Origin of the sequence: Pseudomonas sp. PvP089 (genome assembly GCF_017875165.1) — a bacterium.
Lineage (GTDB): Bacteria > Pseudomonadota > Gammaproteobacteria > Pseudomonadales > Pseudomonadaceae > Aquipseudomonas > Aquipseudomonas fortuita.
Genome location: NZ_JAGGME010000001.1, coordinates 534,752 through 554,742 on the forward strand (window position 1 = coordinate 534,752; position 19,991 = coordinate 554,742).

Sequence of the window (19,991 nt, forward strand, 5' to 3'; positions counted from 1 at the left end):
TTTTTGCATTCACCAGACTGACGACGAGACCCTATGGCCAATCCCAGCGCTAGCGCCTATAACGCAGACGCCATCGAAGTCCTCTCGGGCCTTGACCCGGTCCGCAAGCGGCCGGGCATGTACACCGATACCAGCCGCCCCAACCACCTGGCCCAGGAAGTCATCGACAACAGTGTTGACGAAGCCCTGGCTGGCCACGCCCGTTCTGTGCAGGTCATCCTGCATGCCGACCATTCGCTGGAGGTCAGCGACGATGGCCGCGGCATGCCGGTGGACATCCACCCGGAAGAGGGCGTGTCCGGTGTCGAGCTGATCCTTACCAAGCTGCATGCCGGCGGCAAGTTCTCCAACAAGAACTACCAGTTCTCCGGGGGTTTGCACGGTGTGGGTATCTCGGTGGTCAACGCCCTGTCGACCCAGGTACGTGTGCGCGTCAAGCGCGACGGCAACGAATACCAGATGACCTTCGCCGATGGCTTCAAGGCCAGCGAGCTGGAAGTGGTCGGCTCGGTCGGCAAGCGCAACACCGGTACCAGCGTCTACTTCAGTCCAGACCCGAAGTACTTCGACTCACCCAAGTTCTCCATCAGCCGCCTCAAGCATGTGCTCAAGGCCAAGGCCGTGCTGTGCCCGGGGCTGCTGGTAAGCTTCGAAGACAAAGCCAGCGGCGAGAAGGTCGAGTGGCACTATGAAGACGGCCTGCGTTCTTACCTGGTCGATGCGGTCAGCGAGTTCCAGCGCCTGCCTGACGAGCCGTTCTGCGGCAGCCTGGCGGGCAACAAGGAAGCCGCAGACTGGGCGTTGCTGTGGTTGCCAGAAGGCGGCGACAGCGTCCAGGAAAGCTACGTCAACCTGATCCCCACTGCGCAGGGCGGCACCCATGTCAACGGCCTGCGTCAGGGCCTGCTGGATGCCATGCGCGAGTTCTGCGAGTTCCGCAATCTGCTGCCGCGTGGGGTGAAGCTGGCGCCGGAGGACGTGTGGGAGCGCATCTCTTTCGTGCTCTCGATGAAAATGCAGGAGCCGCAGTTCTCCGGGCAGACCAAAGAGCGCCTGTCGTCGCGCGAGGCGGCTGCCTTTGTCTCCGGCGTGGTCAAGGACGCCTTCAGCCTGTGGCTCAACGCCCACCCCGAGCTGGGCATGCAACTGGCAGAACTGGCCATCAGCAACGCCGGGCGCCGCCTGAAGGCCAGCAAGAAGGTCGAGCGCAAGCGCATCACCCAGGGCCCGGCTTTGCCGGGCAAGCTGGCCGATTGCGCCGGCCAGGACCCGATGCGTGCCGAACTGTTCCTGGTCGAGGGTGACTCGGCGGGTGGCTCGGCCAAGCAGGCACGGGACAAGGAATACCAGGCGATCCTGCCGCTGCGCGGCAAGATCCTCAATACCTGGGAAGTGGACGGTGGCGAAGTTCTGGCCAGCCAGGAAGTGCACAACATCGCCGTGGCCATCGGTGTTGACCCGGGTGCCACAGACCTGGCGCAACTGCGTTACGGCAAAGTCTGCATCCTCGCCGACGCCGACTCTGACGGCCTGCACATCGCCACGCTGCTGTGTGCGCTGTTCGTCCAGCACTTCCGTGCGCTGGTGGAGGCGGGGCATGTGTACGTGGCCATGCCACCGCTGTATCGCATCGACCTGGGCAAGGAAATCTACTACGCCCTCGACGAAGCCGAGCGTGACGGCATCCTCGACCGCCTGGTGGCCGAGAAGAAGCGCGGTAAACCGCAGGTTACCCGCTTCAAGGGCCTGGGTGAGATGAACCCGCCGCAACTGCGTGAAACCACCATGGACCCGAACACCCGGCGCCTGGTGCAGCTGACCCTGGATGACGTCGAGGCCACCTGCGAGCTGATGGACAAGCTGCTGGCCAAGAAGCGCGCAGGTGACCGCAAGAGCTGGCTGGAAACCAAAGGCAACCTGGCCGAGGTCATGGTTTGATTCGGCACGTTCTTGCCGTTTGCGTTGCGTTGGTTGCCCTGCCTGCCCTGGCGGGTAACTGGCCCGAGCTGAAGCTCACTGCCGAGCACCCGATTGACGGCATGCGCGGTGGCAACTTGTCCGGCCTGGCGCAATGCCGGGGCGGGCTGTGGGGCGTGTCCGACCGCGACGACGACCGCATCTACCGCTTCGACCAGCAGAACCCGACGTGGCGCGCGCAACCGCTAACCTTTACCCCGCCATCGCCTCCGGAAAGCGGCCTGCCATGGGGCCTGAAATCGCGTAATTGGGCGGCCTCGTACATTCGCGGGGGCGAGCTGGATTTCGAAGGTATCACCTGTGACCAGGCGGGTAACCTGTACCTGGCCAGTGAAGCCCATGCCGCCGTATTGCAGTTACCGGTACAAGGCGAGCCGGACTGGTTGAAGATCGACCCGGCCATGGTGCGCCAGGCCCGCGCCAGCGGCATGCTGCTGAACTTCAATGCCTTGTTCGAAGGCCTGGCGATCAACCCGGCGGGCGACCGCCTGTGGCTGGCCGCCGAACGCGAGCGCCGTGGCCTGGTGGCCATCGAGCGCCAGCAATCGGTGTGGACCTGCGGACGCAGCTGTGTGCTGCTGAGCGAGGCCGGAGTCGAGATGCAGCCTGCACAAATGCCCAATGCCAGGGCGCTGTCGCGCGATTTTGCCGACCTGGCCTGGTTCGAGGGCAAGCTCTTCACCCTCGAACGCAATGCTTACCGGGTCTGCCGGCGTGATACCGACAGCGGTCAGGTCGAGCGCTGCTGGTCGTTTGCGGCCGACGCCCTGGCCGAGGCGCGCCGATACCCGCAACCATTCGGCCTGGCCGAAGCCCTTGTGATTGATGCCAAGGGCGCATGGATCGGCCTGGACAACAACAACGGCGCCCGGGCCGATGGCGAGACGCGCCCGATTGTCTGGCGCTTCGCTGCACCGGAAGGTGGCTGGAGCGCCAAACCATGAGCCAGGCGCCGGGCAAGCGGGCGGGCAGGGTACTGATGATCGTCGCCTGGGCGGCGGCACTGTTCCTCGCCACGCGCTTTTTCGGCCAGTGGGAAGACAGCCAGCGCAACCCTAATGCCCAGGTGCAGTCCGAGCACGGCGAAGGCTTTGTCGAAGTGCGCCTGCTGGGCAACGGCCAGGGCCACTTCATGGTGGATGGCGCGATCAACGGCCAAGCGGTGCATTTCATGCTCGACACCGGTGCCACCGATGTGGCGATCCCCGAGGCGCTGGCCCGTGACCTGAACCTTGAGCGCGGCAGCCCGGTGTTGCTCAGCACCGCCAATGGCCGCACCGAAGGCTACCGCACACGCCTGGTCAGCCTGCAACTGGGCGATATCCGCCTGCAGGATGTGCGCGCCATCGTGGTGCCGGGGCTGGACGGGCAAACCGTACTGCTGGGCATGAGTGCCCTGAAACAACTTGAATTTACCCAGCGCGGCGGCACCATGCTGCTACGCCAGAACCTGAAATGACGAGGCCCGCATGAGCGACTCACTGGAACTCAGCCTGGACGGTGTCGAACGCCGCTCGCTGGCTGACTTCACCGAACAGGCCTACCTCAACTATTCCATGTACGTGATCATGGACCGCGCCTTGCCGCACATCGGCGATGGCCTGAAGCCGGTGCAGCGACGCATCGTCTATGCCATGAGCGAGTTGGGGCTCGATGCCGATGCCAAGCACAAGAAGTCGGCGCGCACCGTCGGTGACGTGCTCGGCAAGTTCCACCCCCACGGCGACTCGGCCTGCTACGAGGCCATGGTGCTGATGGCGCAACCGTTCAGCTACCGCTACACCCTGGTCGACGGCCAGGGTAACTGGGGTGCGCCGGACGATCCGAAGTCGTTCGCCGCCATGCGTTATACCGAGGCGCGGTTGTCACGCTACGCCGAAGTGCTGCTCAGCGAAGTTGGCCAAGGCACCGTGGATTGGGTACCGAACTTTGACGGCACCCTGCAGGAGCCGGCCGTGCTGCCGGCGCGCCTGCCCAACATCCTGCTCAACGGTACCACCGGTATCGCCGTGGGCATGGCCACCGACGTGCCGCCGCACAACCTGCGTGAGGTGGCCAGCGCCTGCGTGCGCCTGCTCGACGAGCCCAAGGCCACCATCGAGCAGCTGTGCGAGCACATTCAGGGGCCGGACTACCCCACCGAGGCGGAAATCATCACGCCGCGGTCAGAAATCCTCAAGATGTACGAAAGCGGCCGCGGCTCGATCCGCATGCGTGCCGTTTACCGCGTCGAGGATGGCGATATCGTTGTGACTGCACTGCCACACCAGGTCTCCGGGGCCAAGGTGCTGGAGCAGATCGCCGCACAGATGCAGGCCAAGAAACTGCCGATGGTGGCGGACCTGCGTGACGAATCCGACCACGAGAACCCGTGCCGCATCGTCATCATCCCGCGCTCCAACCGTGTGGATGCCGACGAACTGATGCAGCACCTGTTCGCCACCACCGACCTGGAGAGCAGCTACCGGGTCAACGTCAATATCATTGGCCTGGACGGCCGCCCGCAGTTGAAGAACCTGCGTGCAATATTGGTGGAATGGCTGGAGTTCCGCACCAACACTGTTCGCCGGCGGCTGCAGCATCGCCTGGACAAGGTGGAAAGGCGCCTGCACCTGTTGGACGGTTTGCTCACCGCATTCCTCAACCTGGATGAAGTGATTCACATCATTCGTACCGAGGAGCACCCCAAGCAGGCGCTGATTGCCCGTTTCGAGCTGAGCGAAATCCAGGCTGAGTACATCCTCGAGACCCGCCTGCGTCAGCTGGCGCGCCTGGAAGAGATGAAAATCCGCGGCGAGCAGGACGAACTGCTCAAGGAACAGGCCAAGCTGCAGGCGCTGCTGGGCAGCGAGGCCAAGCTGCGCAAGCTGGTGCGCAGCGAACTGATCAAGGATGCCGAAACCTACGGCGATGCGCGCCGTTCGCCCATCGTCGAGCGCGTCGAAGCCAAGGCCCTTTCGGAAAACGAACTGATGCCGACCGAGCCGGTCACCGTGGTGCTGTCGGAGAAGGGCTGGGTGCGTTGCGCCAAAGGCCACGACATCGACGCCACCGGCTTGTCGTACAAGGCCGGCGATGGCTTCAAGGCCGCTGCGGCCGGGCGTTCCAACCAGTTTGCCGTGCTCATCGACTCTACGGGCCGCAGCTACTCGGTGGCTGCTCACAGCTTGCCGTCGGCACGTGGTCAGGGCGAGCCGCTGACCGGCCGCCTGACGCCACCGCCAGGGGCCACCTTCGAGTGCGTGCTGTTGCCGGACGACGACGCGCTGTACGTGGTGGCCTCGGATGCGGGCTACGGCTTTGTGGTCAAGGGTGAAGACTTGCAGGCCAAGAACAAGGCCGGCAAGGGTTTGCTCAGCTTGCCCAACGGTGCCAAGGTCATGACCCCGCGCCCGGTGGCCAATCGCGAGCAGGACTGGCTGGCAGCCGTGACCACCGAAGGTCGCTTGCTGGTGTTCAAGGTCAGCGACTTGCCGCAGCTGGGCAAGGGCAAGGGCAACAAGATCATTGGCGTGCCGGGCGACCGGGTGGCCAGTCGTGAAGAATATGTCACCGATCTGGCCGTTATTGCCGAAGGTGCGACCCTTGTATTGCAAGCCGGCAAGCGTACCCTTTCTCTGAAAGCGGACGACCTGGAGCATTACAAGGGTGAGCGCGGACGGCGAGGCAGCAAGCTGCCACGCGGCTTCCAGCGCGTCGATGGGTTGCAGGTGGAAGTGCCGGCGTAACGTGCAGAAATGTCTGGAACGGCAATTTCAGCGCCGTTCCGGGCAGAAATGCTGGAGTCGGACGGTTATTTCGCGGATGATATGGCCCTTGCGGTGCCGACGTAGTCGTGTGCCCGTTTGAATCTATATGTATCACTGCGGTGGCCTATAGGCGACCGCCTGGATGGGATGATGAAACTTCTGCGCCTTCCATTTGCGCTGTTGATGACTGGCCTGCTGGGCCTTGGCGGGTGCACCATGCATCAGCCGGTTGCCTTGTACCAGCTCGACAGTGGTGATCCTGGCCAGCCTTCGCAGAGTGCAGGCATGGCCGTGGTGCTCGGCCCGGTATCGGTAGCCGATTACCTGCAGCGTGAGACGTTCCTGCAGCGTCAAGCCGATGGCAGCCTGAGCGCGGCGACTGACGGCCGTTGGGCGGGTAGCCTTTCGTCGGATATCGACCAGTTGCTGGTGCGTCAACTGGCCTGGCGCCTGGACAGCCAGCGCGTTGTGCTGGCGCCGGCGACCGCTGGCTTCAGCCCGGACGTGCAGGTACTGTTGTCGATCACGCGCCTGGACTCGGGCAAAAACCAGCCGGCCATCCTGGATGCCCAGTGGCGTCTGCTGGACCGCCGGGGCCATGTGCGTGACAACCGTATCGTTCACCTCGAGCAGCAGCATGAGGGTAGCGAGTCGTCGCAGGTACAGGCTCAGGGCCAACTGCTGCAGAAGCTGGCTGAACAGCTGAGCACCGCAGTCAAGCCGCTGGCCAACCAGCCGGCGATTGCCGAAGAAGCCCCGAAAAAGCCCGCTGCACCGGTGCAGGTGAAGAAGGGGCCGGAGAAGTCCAAGATTCCGATGGCCTCGCCGATTCGCACCGACATGGAAGTTTATCGGTTCTGATCCAACAGCCATCCACAAAAAAGCCCGCATAGGTTGCGGGCTTTTTTGTATCTAAAGGATAGATACGGACTTTGTGGGAGCGGGCGTGCCCGCTCCCACAGGGGGAAACTGTCAGGCGCGGCGTTCGTGCATGCGGGCCAGCTGGCGCTCCAGCATCGACGGGTAAGGCTCCATCAAGCGCTCCACACAGCAGGCGCCTTCTGGGCTGGCAATCGGGCGAATGCGGGCGCGCTGGCGAATCAGCGCGTCATCGCTGATCTGCCGCTCCACCAGCAACAGGTTGCGGCTGTGCTGTGACAGCGCCAGGGCATCCTGGGCCTTTTCGGTCATCAGCAGGTCCACCAGCTCCAGCCCTTGCAGGTCGTTGCCCAGGACCAGGCCCAGCTGCAGCTGAAGGGTGATGCCGCTGTCAGCCACTTCGATCTGCAGGGCATGACCCAAGGCGCGCAACAGCTCACCGCAGCAGATGGCGTTGGTCAGGTAGTCCTCGCCACAGTCGCGGCTGTGGAACAGCACCAAGGTGCTGCCGTCGTTGAGCGTGTGGGTTTCACCGTCATAGAGCGAGGCTGCATGCTCCAGGCAATCGCGGTAGCGTTCGGTCAGCTCGGTCAGGCGTGTGCGGGGCAAACGGCGCAGTTGTTCCTGCGAGCCCAGTTGCACGGCAAGTACGGCGCTGTACTGCGGCTCGTCAGACTCGACCGGGGCGGCTTTGGGCGCACTGTCGTCGTCCAGCAGGCCGGCAAAGGCGTCGTCATCCTCCTCAGCCAATGCGGCAACCCTGGGACGCGACGCAGCCGTGGAGGCCGGTGCTGTGTCGTGGAAGTCGTCGAAATGCTCGTCGTCCTCCTCCTCAAGCTCTGGCTCCGGCGGTGGCGGCGGGGCCAGGCGCGCATGCAGCTGGCGCGCGATGTCGCCGATCTCGTCCTGGCGGTCTGTGGCCGGGGTATAGGGTTGCGGGTCACGCAGCCACACCCGCAACTGCAGCAGCGGCAGGGTGATGAAACGGCCCTGTCGCAGGCTCAGGCTGAGGGCCAGGGCCAACAGGATGGCCGCCATGATCCCCATGCTCTGCAGGCTGATCAGCATCGGTTGCTGGAACTGGCTCATGTCCAGGCTGATGCGCAGTTGCCCGGCTGTCACGTCCTGGAAGGTGATCTTGGTCTGGTACAGGCCCTCGGCCTCGCCCAGCAGGCTATTGCGCGGGCGCTGGCCGGCTTCGGCGAGGATACGGTTGTCCACGCTATAGATAGCCGCGTGGGCCACCAGCGGGTTTTTCACCAGGTTGCCCAGCAGCACATTGAGACTGAGGATGTCGTTGGACACCAGCAGCTCGGTCGCCGAGGTGGCGGTCTGGGTGGTCAGGCTCTGGCCAAGGGCATCGGCCTGCTCGTGCATGGCCTGCTTGAACTGCAGGCCCATCACGCAGGCATAGATCACCAACGCCAGCGCGACCAGGAAGATGTTGGTGCAGGCGATGCGCAATGCCAGCGGCACGCGGCGTTGACTCAGGGCACGATAGATCATCAGGAAGAAATTGTCTGGTTTGACGGGCGTGGGCCGGTTCACTGAGCTCGGCTCTTAATGGCAGAAAGTGTGGGGCAGTATAGCGACCCCGGTTTTGTCGGCAAAGTATCGTTGGCGCCCGATGGTCACGGAAAATCGGTAGAATGCGCATTTTTCATCGAAGTCGGAGCCAGGTTGTGCGCGAAATCGTCCTGATCAACATCACCGGTGAGGACCGTCCCGGTCTCACTGCGGCAATCACCGGCGTCCTGCTGCAGGGCGGTGTGAGCATCCTCGACATAGGCCTGGCAGTCATGCACGGCACTTTGTCGTTCGGTATCCTGGTCGACATCCCCGACAACGAAGTGGCTACCGCCCTGCTGCAAAGCGTACAGGCCAAGGCCCACGAACTGAACCTGCAGGCCCGCTACACGCCTATTTCCGAGGCCGACTACCAGCACTGGGCTGACGGCCAAGGTGAAGCGCGCCACATCGTCACCCTGCTCAGCCGCAAGATCACCCCCGAGCAACTGCAGCGGGTGAGTGCGGTGATCAGCCAGTACGGGCTCACCATCGAGCGCATCGAGCGTTTGTCTGCGCGCGTGGCGCTGGATGCCGAAACCGAAAAAGGCAAGGCGGCCATCGAGATCTCCGTGCGTGGCGCACCGAGCGATGCCCAGGCCCTGCGTGCCGACTTCTTTGCCCTGGCCGAAGCGCTGAGCGTCGATATCGCCTTCCAGAAGGACGACCTGTTCCGCCGTAACCGCCGCCTGGCGGTGTTCGACATGGACTCGACGCTGATCGAAGCCGAAGTCATCGACGAACTGGCCAAGGCGGCCGGCGTGGGTGAGCAGGTGGCGGCCATCACTGAGCGGGCCATGCGCGGTGAGCTGGACTTCCGCGCCAGCTTCAAGGAGCGCATGGCGCTGCTCAAGGGCCTGGATGTGGGTGTGCTGGACGAAATCGGTGCCTCGCTGCGCCTGACCGAGGGTGCCGAAAACCTGTTCGCCGAGCTCAAGCGCCTGGGTTATAAGACCGCGATCCTGTCCGGTGGCTTTACCTACTTCGCTCGCCAGGTGCAGGCGCGCCTGGGCATCGACTATGTGTTTGCCAACGAGCTGGAAGTGGTCGACGGTAAAGTGACCGGCGTAGCTGTCGAGCCGATCGTCGATGCCCAGCGCAAGGCCGAGCTGCTGCAAAAGCTGGCCCACGAAGAAGGCTTGCAGCTGGAGCAGACCATTGCCGTGGGCGATGGCGCCAATGACCTGCCGATGCTGTCGCTGGCCGGCCTGGGCGTAGCGTTCCGCGCCAAGCCGCTGGTGCGCCAGTCTGCCAAGCAGGCGATTTCCACCCTGGGGCTGGATGGCGTGCTGTACCTGCTGGGCCTGCGCGACCGCGACGCCCGCGGCTAGTTTGCCGTTTAATCTTCAGCGCCTGTGAGATCGAGCGCCGCGCGGGCGGCGCTCGATCTCACAGGCGCAAAATAAACCGCGACATGCATCCCAAAGCAAAAACCGCAATCAAGCCTGTGCAGGCGCCGCCAACAGTTGCCCCATGCGCACTGCAGAACCAGCGCCCAGGTTCTCTGCCCACTTCACCTGCTCCGGCCCGAACAGCACAATGGCGGTCGAGCCCAGCTTGAAGCGGCCCAGCTCGGCACCTTTCTCCAGGTGGATCGGCGCACGGCTGGCTTCGTCGTAACGGAAGGTCTTCAGCTCACGCTTGGGCGGCGTCACTAATCCAGCCCACACGGTTTCGATCGAGGCGACGATCATCGCACCCACCAGCACCACGGCCATCGGCCCGCGCTCGGTGTCGAACAGGCAGACCACGCGTTCGTTGCGGGCAAACAGCTCGGGAACGTTCTCTGCGGTGGTCTGGTTGACCGAGAACAGACGACCCGGCACATAGACCATTTCGCGCAGGGTGCCGGCCAGCGGCATGTGCACGCGGTGGTAGTCCTTGGGCGAGAGGTAGATCGTGGCAAACTCGCCGCCCATGAACGGCGCTGCCATGGCCGGGTCGCCGCCCAGCAGCTCTTGCGCGCTGAAACCGTGGCCCTTGGCCTGGAAGATGCGACCGTGCTCGATCGGGCCGAGCTGGCTGACGGCACCGTCGGCCGGGCACAGGATGGCGCCTGGGGTTTCGTCCAGCGGGCGGGCGCCCGGCTTCAGGGCGCGGGTGAAGAACGCATTGAAGTGCTCATAAGCGCTCAAGTCCTCGACCAGGGCTTCAGACATGTTGACCTGATAGCGCTTGGCGAACCAGGCGGTAAAGGCATTCTTGAACCAGCGCACGCGGCACTCGGCAATGCAGCCGGCCAGCCGCGACAGCAGGTGGTGCGGCAGCAGGTACTGGCTGATGATGAACAAACGGGATTTCATGCAGGTTCCTTAAACTTCTACAGGCGTGTCCGGGTGGTTGCCCCATTCGCTCCACGAGCCGGCGTAGGCCTTGACGCGTGGGTAGCCCAGGGCCTTGGCCACCAGATAAGTGAAGCCGGAGCGGCGGTGGGTCTGGCAGTGGGTGATCACTTCCTTGTCAGGAGTGATGCCCAGTTGCGCGAGGACTTGTTTGATGTCCTGGCGAATGCGCAGGTTGTCGTTGAGGTCCATGCCGGCTGTCCACTCGAAGTTGATAGCGCCGGGGATGTGACCGCCCTTGGCTGCCAGTACCTTCTCGCCGTTGAATTCCTGCGGGCCGCGAGCGTCCCAGATGACCAGGTCATCGGCGCCCAGGCGGCTTTGCAGGTACTCGCGGGTGGCGGTGGGCGCGTTGTCGATACGCAGGTGCACCGGACTGTTGCTGCTGGCGGGCACTTCGGTGGACAGCGTGTCTGCCGGCCAGGCCTGGATACCGCCATTGAGGTAGTGATACGCCTTGTGGCCAATCACGTCGAGCAGCCAGATGAAGCGCCCGGCCCAGCCACCGCCTTCATCGTCGTACACCACATAGACGGCGTCGTCGCGGTGGCCGAGCTCGCTGAACAGTTTTTCCAGCTCGCCCTGCGGCGGCAGCAGGCCGGGGGCAGGAGGCTGGCCAAGCTGGGTACGCTTGCCTTCGACAAAGCGTGCGCCGGGGATGTGCCCGCTGACATAGCGGTTGGCACTGCTCAGGTCGACCAGGATCAGCTGTGGCGAACCCAGGCGTGGCAGCAGGTCAGCCGCTTCGATCACCAGGGGCAGGCCGGAAAAGTCAGTCATCCACGGTCTCCAGTGTGGAAAGAGGGGCGATTGTAGCGCAAGGCTCAGCCCTTGCGGTTGGCAAACACCGACAGTGCCCGCTCTGTGCATTGTGCGGTCTTGCCGAAGGCCTGCACGCTGATGTCGGCCAAAGGCCGGCAGCCTTGGTCGGCCACCATCAGCATAAGAACCTGGTCATTCACCGCCAGCGAGCGCAGCAGCACGTGCTCGCTGCGGAACAGGGCACGTAGCGGGGCTGGCAGCAAGGCCGAGAACTGGCTGTGGTTTTCCGGAGTGATGCGCAGTTGCCCGGCCTGGGCCATCAGCTTTTGCAGCAGTTTGTTTTGTGACACCGGCAAGGCCAAGGCACCTGCCTCGTTGGGTAGCCCCGCAATCTGCTGCACGCGCAGGCTGTCGCTGGCCTTGTCCAGGCTCAGCAGCATGATGCGTTGCATGCCGCAGGCCAGCAGGGCTTCGCGGGCCTGGGTAGCCAGGTGCACGGTGTTGGTGAACGGGCTGGGCTGTGCCAACAAGTCCTGGCACAGCTTGCGCCAGCGCGCCAGGTCGTCGCTGCTGGGCGGTGGCGGCGCCAGCATGTCCGGGTGCGGGCGGCGCTGGTGCCAGGGCCAGATCAGGGCCTCGGCCGGGTGGAACAGGGCATGCCTGGCGTGGCGGCGGGCGCTGGCGGCAGCCTGCTGGTGTACTTGCTGCTGCACATCTTCCAGCGAAGTTTGCAGGTACAGCGCAGTCAGCAGCTGCCAGCGCAGCAGGTGCGGGTTGTCCCAGCCCACTTGCGCCGCCAGCGCAAGGTTGTTGGCCAGCAGCACGGTGTTGGCCGGCTGGTTGAACCAGCGGCGCAGGCCAGGCTCGGCGTCCAGGCGGTGTTGCTGGCTGAGCAGGTCTTCGTCGCGGGCGATGTTGAGCACCAGGGCCAGTTGATCGCGTTCTTCCAGCAGCAGGCGGTAACCTTGTGTCACCCACTGCGGCAGGCGCCAGTACTCCGCCATGGTCTGGCACAGCGCCATGATGCGCACGCCAAACAGCTCATCCTCTACCAAGGCGGCGTCCTCGCCCTTGTGGATAACCCGAAGCTCCCAGGTGTCAAGCAGCTTGGGGTAGGCCAGTGCCAGCGGCCACAGTGGAGACAGGAAAAGCAGGCTTCCCCAGTGAATTTCCTGCCACAGGCGTGCCAGGCGGCTGGCAAACAGGCCGCTGGCCTGCTGCGAGGCGTGCTGGCTGATCAGCTGGAACTGGCTCAGTACGGGCGGTATTTCTTCGACGGGCAGCGCGGGCAGGCGCTTGAGCAGTTGCTCGCTGCGCTCCAGCCCCAGGCGATTCAGGGCCACCTCCAGGCTTTCGGCGGGCTCGGCCTGGCTGGCGTTGGTGGGATGGTTTGCTTCGCGCATCACCGAAAGCACCAGCGCCGGGCTATCTTGCATCAGTTCGGCGATATCGCGCAGCGAGCGGCGGCTGTCGTGAATGGCAGCCATGACCCGGTCGTAGCTGTGCTTCGGCACGGGGATGCGAACACTCTCTAGCAGCTTTACCCAGGCCTCTAGCGTACGCGGGGCCTGAGCGGGCACCTTGGTTTCGATTGGCATTTTGACATCAGTCCGAACTGGCTTTTCGCATTGAGTGGCTATAGTCTGGCGCAGTTCTGCCGATAAGTAGAAGAAGAGTTTTAAAGCTCCCGTCTCTTCCCCTGACCACGACAGCAAGTGCTTTGAACCTATGGCTAAAATTATCGGCATCATCGTCGTATTCGCGAGCGTGCTCGGCGGCTACGTGCTCTCCCACGGCAAGATCGCGGCGCTGATCCAGCCGTTCGAAGTTCTGATCATCGGCGGTGCCGCCTTTGGTGCATTCCTGCAGGCCAACCCTGGCCACATGACCATGCACGTCATCAAGAAGTCGATGAAGATGTTCGGCTCGCGCTTCACCCACGCCTACTACCTGGAGGTACTGGGCCTGGTGTACGAGATCCTCAACAAGAGCCGTCGCGAAGGCATGATGGCCATCGAGGCCGACATCGAGGACGCCGCCGCCAGCCCGATCTTCGCCAAGTACCCGACAGTACTGGCCGATGAGCGCATGACCGCGTTTGTCTGCGACTACCTGCGCATCATGTCCACCGGCAACATGGCCCCGCACGAACTCGAGGGCCTGTTCGACATGGAGCTGCTGAGCATGAAGGAAGAGCTGGAGCACCCGTCCCATGCGGTGACCGGCATCGCTGACGGCATGCCCGGTTTCGGTATTGTCGCGGCGGTACTGGGTATCGTGGTGACCATGGCCTCGCTGGGCGAGGGCGACCAGGCGGCCATCGGCATGCACGTGGGTGCGGCGCTGGTCGGTACCTTCTTCGGTATCCTGGCTGCCTATGGCTTCTTCGGCCCGTTGGCCAAGTGCCTGGAGCACGATGCCAAGGAGGAGCTGAACCTCTACGAATCGATCAAGGCTTCGCTGGTCGCCTCGGCCTCGGGCATGCCGCCTTCGCTGGCCGTCGAGTTCGGGCGCAAGGTGCTGTACCCCATGCACCGCCCAAGTTTCGCCGAGCTGGAACAAGCGGTTCGCGGTCGCTGAGTCATGGAAAACAACCAGCCCATCATCGTCAAGCGCGTCAAACGCTTTGGCGGCGGCCACCACGGCGGCGCCTGGAAAATCGCCTTTGCCGACTTTGCTACGGCAATGATGGCGTTCTTCCTGGTGCTGTGGTTGATGTCCACAGCCACCCCGGAGCAGAAAATCGCCATTGCCGGCTACTTCAAGGACCCGATCGGCTTCTCGGAAAGCGGCACGCCCTATGTCATCGACCTGGGTGGCTCACCTGAACTGGCACCGGAAAAAACCATCAACCCGGAAGTCAAATCCGAGCCGATGCCCGAGTCCAGGACCCAGCTGAGCAAGGACCAGGTCGAGACCATGGCCGAGCAGGTCGAGCGCGAGCGCCTGGAGTTGCTGCTGCAGGAGCTGCAGAACAAGGTAGAAGAGAACCCGCAGCTGCAGAAGTTCAAGGACCAGATCCTGTTCGAGATCACCCAGGACGGCCTGCGCATCCAGATCATGGATGCCGAGAACCGGCCGATGTTCGACATCGGTAGCGCCCGCTTGCAGCCGTACTTTGAAGACATCCTGCTGGCCATGGCCGACACCATCAAGGCGGTGCCGAACAAGATCAGCATCAGCGGCCACACCGATGCCAAGCCGTATGCCGGCAGTGGCGAGTTCGGCAACTGGGAGTTGTCGGCCAACCGTGCCAACGCTGCGCGCCGTGCACTGGTAGCCGGTGGTTACCCGGATGGTCAGGTGGCGCGGGTGGTGGGTTATGCCTCGTCGTCGCTGTTTGACCGCAAGGACCCGTTCAACCCGGTCAACCGCCGTATCGATATCATCGTGCTGACCAAGAAGGCCCAGCGCAATATCGAGGGTGAGCAGGGTGCGCCCGAAGCGCCGGCCGCCGACCCTGCTGCACCGCCAGCCACTGGCGCTGCGCCAGGGGCTGGCGTGCCGGATGCCCCAGGGGCAGCGGAACAAGCGCCGATGCAGCCGCGTGAGCTGCGCCAGAAGCTGAACATCTTTGAAGATGGCACGCTGAAGATGGATGAGGCCAAGGAGCAGTAAACGGCTTTTTTTGTGCGGGCGACTGCTCTACACAAAACCTGAACGCTGGCGCGATCAGTGTGGGAGCGGGTTTACCCGCGAAGCATCCAGCGCGGTGGATGGCACCGGCGTTGCCGGTGTTCGCGGCTAAAGCCGCTCCCACAGGGGATCGCGGCAGCTTTCATTTCAAGCGTTTCAGTAGCTGTCTTCTGTCAGGCTGGCGATGATCGAGCGGTAGCTGTTCATGCGTTGCGGCGTGATGCGCCCCTCGTCCAGTGCCTTGAGCAGCGCGCAGCCCGGTTCGCGGTCATGCTTGCAGTCGCGGAAGCGGCAGGTGCCGAACAGGTCGCGGAACTCGATGAAGCCATCTTCCACGTCGTCGCGGCTGACATGGCCAAGGCCAAACTCACGGATGCCCGGCGAGTCGATCAGGTCGCCGCCATTAGGGAAGTGGTACAGCCGTGCCGTGGTGGTGGTGTGGGTGCCCTGGCCAGACCATTCCGACAGGTCGCCGACACGGGTGCCCGCGTCCGGCAGCAGGCTGTTGACCAGCGACGACTTGCCCACCCCGGACTGGCCGACGAACACACTGATGTGGCCGTCAAGTAGTTGCTGCAGGCGCTGCATGCCGTCGCCCTGGTGTGCCGATACTTCCAGCAGCGGGTAGCCCAGTTCGCGGTAAACCTCCAGCAGCGCATGCAGGCCGGGGCCGTTCTCGTCGTTGATCAGGTCGGCCTTGTTCAGCAGCAGCAGCGGCCGCAGGCCGGCGTGCTCGGCCGCTACCAGGTAGCGGTCGATCAGGTTCGGGTGCGGCTCCGGTGCCGGGGCGAACACGATCACGATCAGGTCGACGTTGGCTGCCACCGGCTTGAGTTGCCCGTGGTTGTTCGGCCGGCACAGCTCGGTGCTGCGTGGCATCTGCGCCACGATCACGCCAATGCCCTGGTTGCCCGCACGCCACACGACACGGTCGCCGGTGACCAGCGCCGGCAGGTTGGCCCGCAAATGGCAGCGGAACACCTGGCCTGCGGTTTCGCCATCCTGGGCTTCAACTTCTACCTGCACGCCGAAGTGCGCGATCACCAGGCCCAGTTGCTCGGGCCCCAGGTCGCCGCCCTCCAGTTCCTGCAGCGCATGCTGCTCGCGTTTGGCGGCGCGAGCGGCGCGCTCGCCCTGGATTTTTTCGATCCGCCAGTTTTGGCGGCGATTGAGCTGGCGTTTGGCCATGAAGGTACCGTGAGAAAGGCCCGGGTAGGGCATTGAAAACGGCTGGCAGTTTAGCACGCCAGGCGCTGGACCATTCCGCTTACCTTTGATGCAGTGAATGGGTTTGCTTTGACCACTAGGCTAATATGACGGCCTATATGAGGAGCCCCTGCATGCAAAACCCACAGAACCTGATCTGGATCGACCTGGAAATGACCGGCCTGGATCCGGACAGTGATGTCATCATCGAGATGGCCACCATCGTTACCGACAGCGAGCTGAACACCCTGGCTGAAGGGCCGGTGATCGCCATCCATCACAGTGACGAAGTGCTGGCGCGCATGGACGAATGGAACACCCGTACCCACGGTGCTTCGGGCCTGACCCAGCGCGTGCGCGAGAGCAAGCTCAGCATGGCAGAAGCCGAAGCGCAGACCATCGCCTTCCTCGAGCAGTGGGTGCCCAAAGGCAAGTCGCCGATCTGCGGCAACAGCATCTGCCAGGACCGCCGCTTCCTCTATCGCCACATGCGCAACCTGGAAAACTACTTCCACTACCGCAACCTGGATGTCTCCACCCTGAAGGAATTGGCCGCGCGCTGGGCGCCGGGCGTGCGTGACAGCTTCAAGAAGGGCAACACCCATTTGGCGCTGGACGATATCCGCGAATCGATCGCCGAGCTGCGTCACTACCGCGAGCACTTCATCAAACTGTGAGCCCACAAGGCGCAGATATTGTATCTGCGCCCCCTTTTGGTGCCTTGGGCAACTGGTTAGACTGCGCGCCTTTCCTGCACGGACCCGCGCCATGTTGTTGATGCTCTACCTCATCGCTATCACCGCCGAAGCCATGACCGGCGCGCTGTCTGCCGGGCGCCGCGGCATGGACTGGTTCGGCGTGGTGCTGATCGCCTGCGTCACCGCCCTGGGCGGCGGCTCGGTGCGCGACGTGCTGCTCGGGCATTACCCGCTGACCTGGGTGAAGCACCCGGAATACCTGGTGCTGACCAGCTTTGCGGCGTTGCTGACCATCTTCATTGCGCCAATGATGCGCCGCCTGCGCTCGCTGTTTCTGGTGCTCGATGCCCTGGGGTTGGTGGCCTTTACCTTGATTGGCTGCATGACTGCACTCGAGATGGGGCAGGGCATGCTGGTGGCGTCGATCAGCGGGGTGATCACCGGGGTGTTTGGTGGGATCTTGCGCGATATCTTCTGCAACGACATTCCACTGGTGTTCCGCCGTGAGCTGTATGCCAGCGTGTCGTTTGCGGCGGCCTGGTTCTACCTGGGGTGCGTGTATTTCAAGGTGCCGGCAGAGCAGGCGATGCTGCTGACCTTGTTTGGCGGGTTTCTGGTGCGGTTGCTGGCTATCCGCTTCCACTGGGAAATGCCCAAGTTCCACTACAACGACCAGCAGTAGGTCATTTTCAGCCCTGATGCAGTCTTTGTGGGGCGGGTGGTTACTGGATGTTGTGCCGGGCCAAAGCCCACGCCACATGCTCGCGCACCAGTTCTGATTCATCCTCGCGGCGGGCCTTCAGGGCCTCGATCACAGGAATGGTGGAAGGCGCATTGCCCAACCCCACCGCCAGGTTGCGCAAGAACCGCTCATACCCCGCCCGCCGCAGCGGCCCGCCCTCGGTCTTGCGCAGGAAGGTACGTTCATCCCACAGGAACATCTGCGCCAACTCGGCATTCTCCAGCCCATGCCGTGGCTGGAAGTCCTGTTCCTGGCTGTGCTTGGCAAAACGGTTCCAGGGGCAGACGATCTGGCAGTCATCGCAACCGAACACCCGGTTGCCCATCATTGCCCGCAACTCGACAGGGATCGCGCCCTTCAGTTCGATGGTGAGGTATGAGATGCAACGCCGGGCGTCCAGCACATAAGGCCCGACAAATGCCTGGGTCGGGCAAATGTCCAGGCAGGCCTGGCAGCGCCCGCAATGCTCGCTGGTGGTCGCTTCGTCCACCGGCAACGGCAGGTCCACAAACAGCTCGGCAAGAAAGAAGTAACTGCCCGCCTTGCGGTTGAGCAGCAAGGTGTTCTTGCCGATCCAGCCCAGCCCGGCCTGTTCGGCCAGGGCCTTCTCCAGCACCGGGGCGCTATCGACGAATGCGCGGTAACCGAACGGGCCGATAGCCTCCTGAATGCGGTCGGCCAGGAACTGTACGCGCTTGCGCACCAGCTTGTGGTAGTCCCGGCCCAGCGCATAGCGCGATATGTAGGCCTTTTCCGGCTGCGCCAGGCGCTGCGCCATCTGTGTGTCGCCGGGCAGGTAGTCCATGCGCAGCGAGACCACCCGCACCGTGCCGGGAATCAGTTGGTCGGGGTGCGAGCGCTTGCTGCCGTGCGCGCCCAGGTACTCCATTTCGCCCTGGTAGCCGGCATCGAGCCAGCGCTGCAGGTGGTGTTCGTGTTCGCCAAGGTCGACCCCGGCGATGCCGACATGGGCAAAACCGAGTTCCTGGCCCCAAATCTTGATCGATTGGGCCAGTTGGGCGAGGTCAGGTGTGCAGCTGGACATGGATGGGTAAGGCAATACGGGCTCAGGTGCGTATAATTCTGCCAGACAATGGAGCCTTTGACCCCATGCCGCAGACCAAACACCCCAGCCATGCCCCGCAACTGCTCAGCAGCGTGACCGTCGCGCACCTGCCGACACGGCATGCGCATGCCCATAAAGGCGACTTCGGTCATGTACTGGTGGTCGGTGGCGACCTTGGCACAGGCGGCGCTGTGCTGTTAAGCGCTGAAGCCGCCCTGCGCTGTGGCGCCGGGCTGGTCAGCGTGGCGACGCGCCCTGAGCATGTCGGCGCGAGCCTGGCCCGTCTGCCCGAAACCATGTGCCTGGGTGTCAGCTCGGCCAACCAGCTGATGGGCGTGCTGGAGCGCGCCTCGGTACTGGTGGTTGGCCCGGGGCTGGGGCAAGCGGCGTGGGGGCGTAGCCTGCTGTCGGCAGTGGCCAACGCCGAGCAGCCGCAGGTATGGGACGCCGATGCCCTGAATTTGCTGGCGCGTACCCCCCTGGCCCTGCCCAGTGGCAGTATCCTCACCCCGCACCCGGGGGAGGCGGCGCGGCTGCTGGGCATTTCCACCGAGGCGGTGCAGGCCGACCGCCAGGGCGCTGCGCGCAAGCTGGCGCGCCGTTACAACAGCGTCTGCGTGCTCAAGGGGGCCGGTACCCTGGTCGCCGACCCCGCCGGGCAACTGATGCTGTGCGAGCGAGGCCACCCGGCGATGGCCGGGGCCGGCTTTGGCGATGTGCTGACCGGTGTGCTGGCGGCCTTGCTGGCCCAAGGGCTGGACGCCTGGCAGGCCGCTGGGCTGGGTGTGTGGTTGCATGCCTGTGCGGGGGAGCGGCTGGGTGTGCAAGGTAGAGGCCTGGCGGCCAGTGATCTGGCGCCGGTCATTCGTGAGTTTCTGGAGGAGCATTCTGCGTGTCTGGCATAACCCTGTTTCTGGCCGATGAAGATGCCACGGTCAAGTTTGGCGCAGCCCTGGCTGAGGTGACCGGCGGTCGCGGCGTGATCTTTCTTGAAGGCGACCTGGGTGCGGGCAAGACTACGCTTTCCCGAGGGCTGATCCGTGGCCTGGGCCATACGGGTGCAGTGAAAAGCCCGACCTTCACCGTGGTCGAACCCTACGAAATCGGTGAGGTGCGGGCCTTCCACTTCGACCTGTATCGCCTGGTCGATCCGGAGGAACTGGAGTTCATGGGAATCCGTGACTATTTCGAAGGCGACCCGCTCTGCCTGTTCGAGTGGCCACAAAAGGGTGCGGGCGTTTTGCCAAAGCCTGACCTGACCATTACCATGACCCCCCAAGCGGGCGGACGCTCGCTGATCCTTTCGCCGCAGGGGGCTCGCGGCGAGGCCTGGTGCGTGGCACTGGCCAAACACTATAAACAGTAAGT

General features: G+C 63.8%; 18 protein-coding genes. 12 read left to right on the plus strand and 6 right to left on the minus strand.

Annotated elements, in window-relative coordinates:
• Positions 1-33 precede the first annotated feature (33 nt).
• The 5 genes from parE (at position 34) to J3A71_RS02425 (ending at position 6,587) form a co-directional block, all read left to right on the plus strand.
• Positions 34-1,938, plus strand: a complete 1,905-nt coding sequence (gene parE / locus J3A71_RS02405; protein WP_016489465.1) for a DNA topoisomerase IV subunit B — start codon at positions 34-36, stop codon at positions 1,936-1,938.
• Entirely contained in the window at positions 1,935-2,921 is a 987-nt protein-coding gene (locus J3A71_RS02410) for an esterase-like activity of phytase family protein (protein WP_023047363.1), read from the plus strand. The genes parE and J3A71_RS02410 overlap by 4 nt, the downstream gene beginning before the upstream one ends.
• Positions 2,918-3,436, plus strand: coding sequence for a TIGR02281 family clan AA aspartic protease (locus J3A71_RS02415; RefSeq protein WP_060516852.1), 519 nt, complete (start codon positions 2,918-2,920; stop codon positions 3,434-3,436). The genes J3A71_RS02410 and J3A71_RS02415 overlap by 4 nt, the downstream gene beginning before the upstream one ends.
• A gap of 10 nt (positions 3,437-3,446) precedes the next feature.
• A complete protein-coding gene (gene parC, locus J3A71_RS02420; RefSeq protein WP_016489462.1) occupies positions 3,447-5,705 on the plus strand; it encodes a DNA topoisomerase IV subunit A in 2,259 nt (752 codons plus the stop codon).
• A gap of 171 nt (positions 5,706-5,876) precedes the next feature.
• Positions 5,877-6,587 carry an ABC-type transport auxiliary lipoprotein family protein gene (locus J3A71_RS02425; RefSeq protein ID WP_016489461.1) on the plus strand — a complete coding sequence of 237 codons (711 nt, stop codon included), beginning with the start codon at positions 5,877-5,879 and terminating at the stop codon, positions 6,585-6,587.
• Positions 6,588-6,698: 111 nt separating this feature from the next.
• Here the strand turns inward: J3A71_RS02425 and J3A71_RS02430 are convergent, their stop codons facing one another.
• On the minus strand, positions 6,699-8,153 hold the full coding sequence (locus tag J3A71_RS02430) for an AhpA/YtjB family protein (RefSeq protein ID WP_016489460.1): 1,455 nt from the start codon (positions 8,151-8,153) through the stop codon (positions 6,699-6,701).
• A 134-nt stretch (positions 8,154-8,287) separates the two neighbouring features.
• Here J3A71_RS02430 and serB point away from each other — a divergent pair, with 134 nt between their 5' ends.
• The gene (serB, locus tag J3A71_RS02435; RefSeq protein WP_060516846.1) at positions 8,288-9,502 is read left to right on the plus strand and encodes a phosphoserine phosphatase SerB; all 1,215 of its coding nucleotides are present in this window, start codon (positions 8,288-8,290) and stop codon (positions 9,500-9,502) included.
• Between the two features lie 108 nt (positions 9,503-9,610).
• Here serB and asd read toward each other — a convergent pair whose 3' ends face one another.
• Genes asd through J3A71_RS02445 form a run of 3 tightly spaced genes read right to left on the minus strand, consistent with a single transcriptional unit; the run spans position 9,611 to position 12,873 of the window.
• Positions 9,611-10,474 carry an archaetidylserine decarboxylase gene (gene asd, locus J3A71_RS31255; RefSeq protein ID WP_024717361.1) on the minus strand — a complete coding sequence of 288 codons (864 nt, stop codon included), beginning with the start codon at positions 10,472-10,474 and terminating at the stop codon, positions 9,611-9,613.
• Positions 10,475-10,483: 9 nt separating this feature from the next.
• The gene (locus J3A71_RS31260) at positions 10,484-11,293 is read right to left on the minus strand and encodes a rhodanese-like domain-containing protein (protein WP_016489457.1); all 810 of its coding nucleotides are present in this window, start codon (positions 11,291-11,293) and stop codon (positions 10,484-10,486) included.
• A 44-nt stretch (positions 11,294-11,337) separates the two neighbouring features.
• Positions 11,338-12,873, minus strand: a complete 1,536-nt coding sequence (locus J3A71_RS02445; protein WP_023048988.1) for an HDOD domain-containing protein — start codon at positions 12,871-12,873, stop codon at positions 11,338-11,340.
• A gap of 130 nt (positions 12,874-13,003) precedes the next feature.
• Here J3A71_RS02445 and motA point away from each other — a divergent pair, with 130 nt between their 5' ends.
• Together motA and motB are read left to right on the plus strand one after the other, a co-directional pair.
• The gene (motA, locus tag J3A71_RS02450; protein ID WP_016489455.1) at positions 13,004-13,855 is read left to right on the plus strand and encodes a flagellar motor stator protein MotA; all 852 of its coding nucleotides are present in this window, start codon (positions 13,004-13,006) and stop codon (positions 13,853-13,855) included.
• 3 nt (positions 13,856-13,858) lie between these two features.
• Positions 13,859-14,893, plus strand: coding sequence for a flagellar motor protein MotB (motB, locus tag J3A71_RS02455; RefSeq protein WP_096426848.1), 1,035 nt, complete (start codon positions 13,859-13,861; stop codon positions 14,891-14,893).
• A gap of 174 nt (positions 14,894-15,067) precedes the next feature.
• Here the strand turns inward: motB and rsgA are convergent, their stop codons facing one another.
• Entirely contained in the window at positions 15,068-16,099 is a 1,032-nt protein-coding gene (gene rsgA, locus J3A71_RS02460; RefSeq protein ID WP_016489453.1) for a small ribosomal subunit biogenesis GTPase RsgA, read from the minus strand.
• Positions 16,100-16,251: 152 nt separating this feature from the next.
• Between rsgA and orn the strand changes: the two genes are divergently transcribed.
• Both orn and J3A71_RS02470 read left to right on the plus strand, forming a co-directional pair.
• Positions 16,252-16,794: an oligoribonuclease gene (gene orn / locus J3A71_RS02465; protein ID WP_016489452.1), complete on the plus strand. Its 543-nt coding sequence runs from the start codon at positions 16,252-16,254 to the stop codon at positions 16,792-16,794.
• Between the two features lie 91 nt (positions 16,795-16,885).
• A complete protein-coding gene (locus tag J3A71_RS02470; RefSeq protein ID WP_003249516.1) occupies positions 16,886-17,497 on the plus strand; it encodes a trimeric intracellular cation channel family protein in 612 nt (203 codons plus the stop codon).
• A 40-nt stretch (positions 17,498-17,537) separates the two neighbouring features.
• On the opposite strand, the gene queG is transcribed toward J3A71_RS02470, so the two are convergent.
• Entirely contained in the window at positions 17,538-18,602 is a 1,065-nt protein-coding gene (queG, locus tag J3A71_RS02475) for a tRNA epoxyqueuosine(34) reductase QueG (RefSeq protein ID WP_023048990.1), read from the minus strand.
• A 65-nt stretch (positions 18,603-18,667) separates the two neighbouring features.
• Between queG and J3A71_RS02480 the strand changes: the two genes are divergently transcribed.
• A complete protein-coding gene (locus J3A71_RS02480) occupies positions 18,668-19,528 on the plus strand; it encodes an NAD(P)H-hydrate dehydratase (protein WP_024717362.1) in 861 nt (286 codons plus the stop codon).
• Positions 19,516-19,989, plus strand: coding sequence for a tRNA (adenosine(37)-N6)-threonylcarbamoyltransferase complex ATPase subunit type 1 TsaE (gene tsaE / locus J3A71_RS02485; protein ID WP_016489449.1), 474 nt, complete (start codon positions 19,516-19,518; stop codon positions 19,987-19,989). Before J3A71_RS02480 ends, tsaE begins: the two co-directional genes overlap by 13 nt.
• Positions 19,990-19,991: the final 2 nt, after the last annotated feature.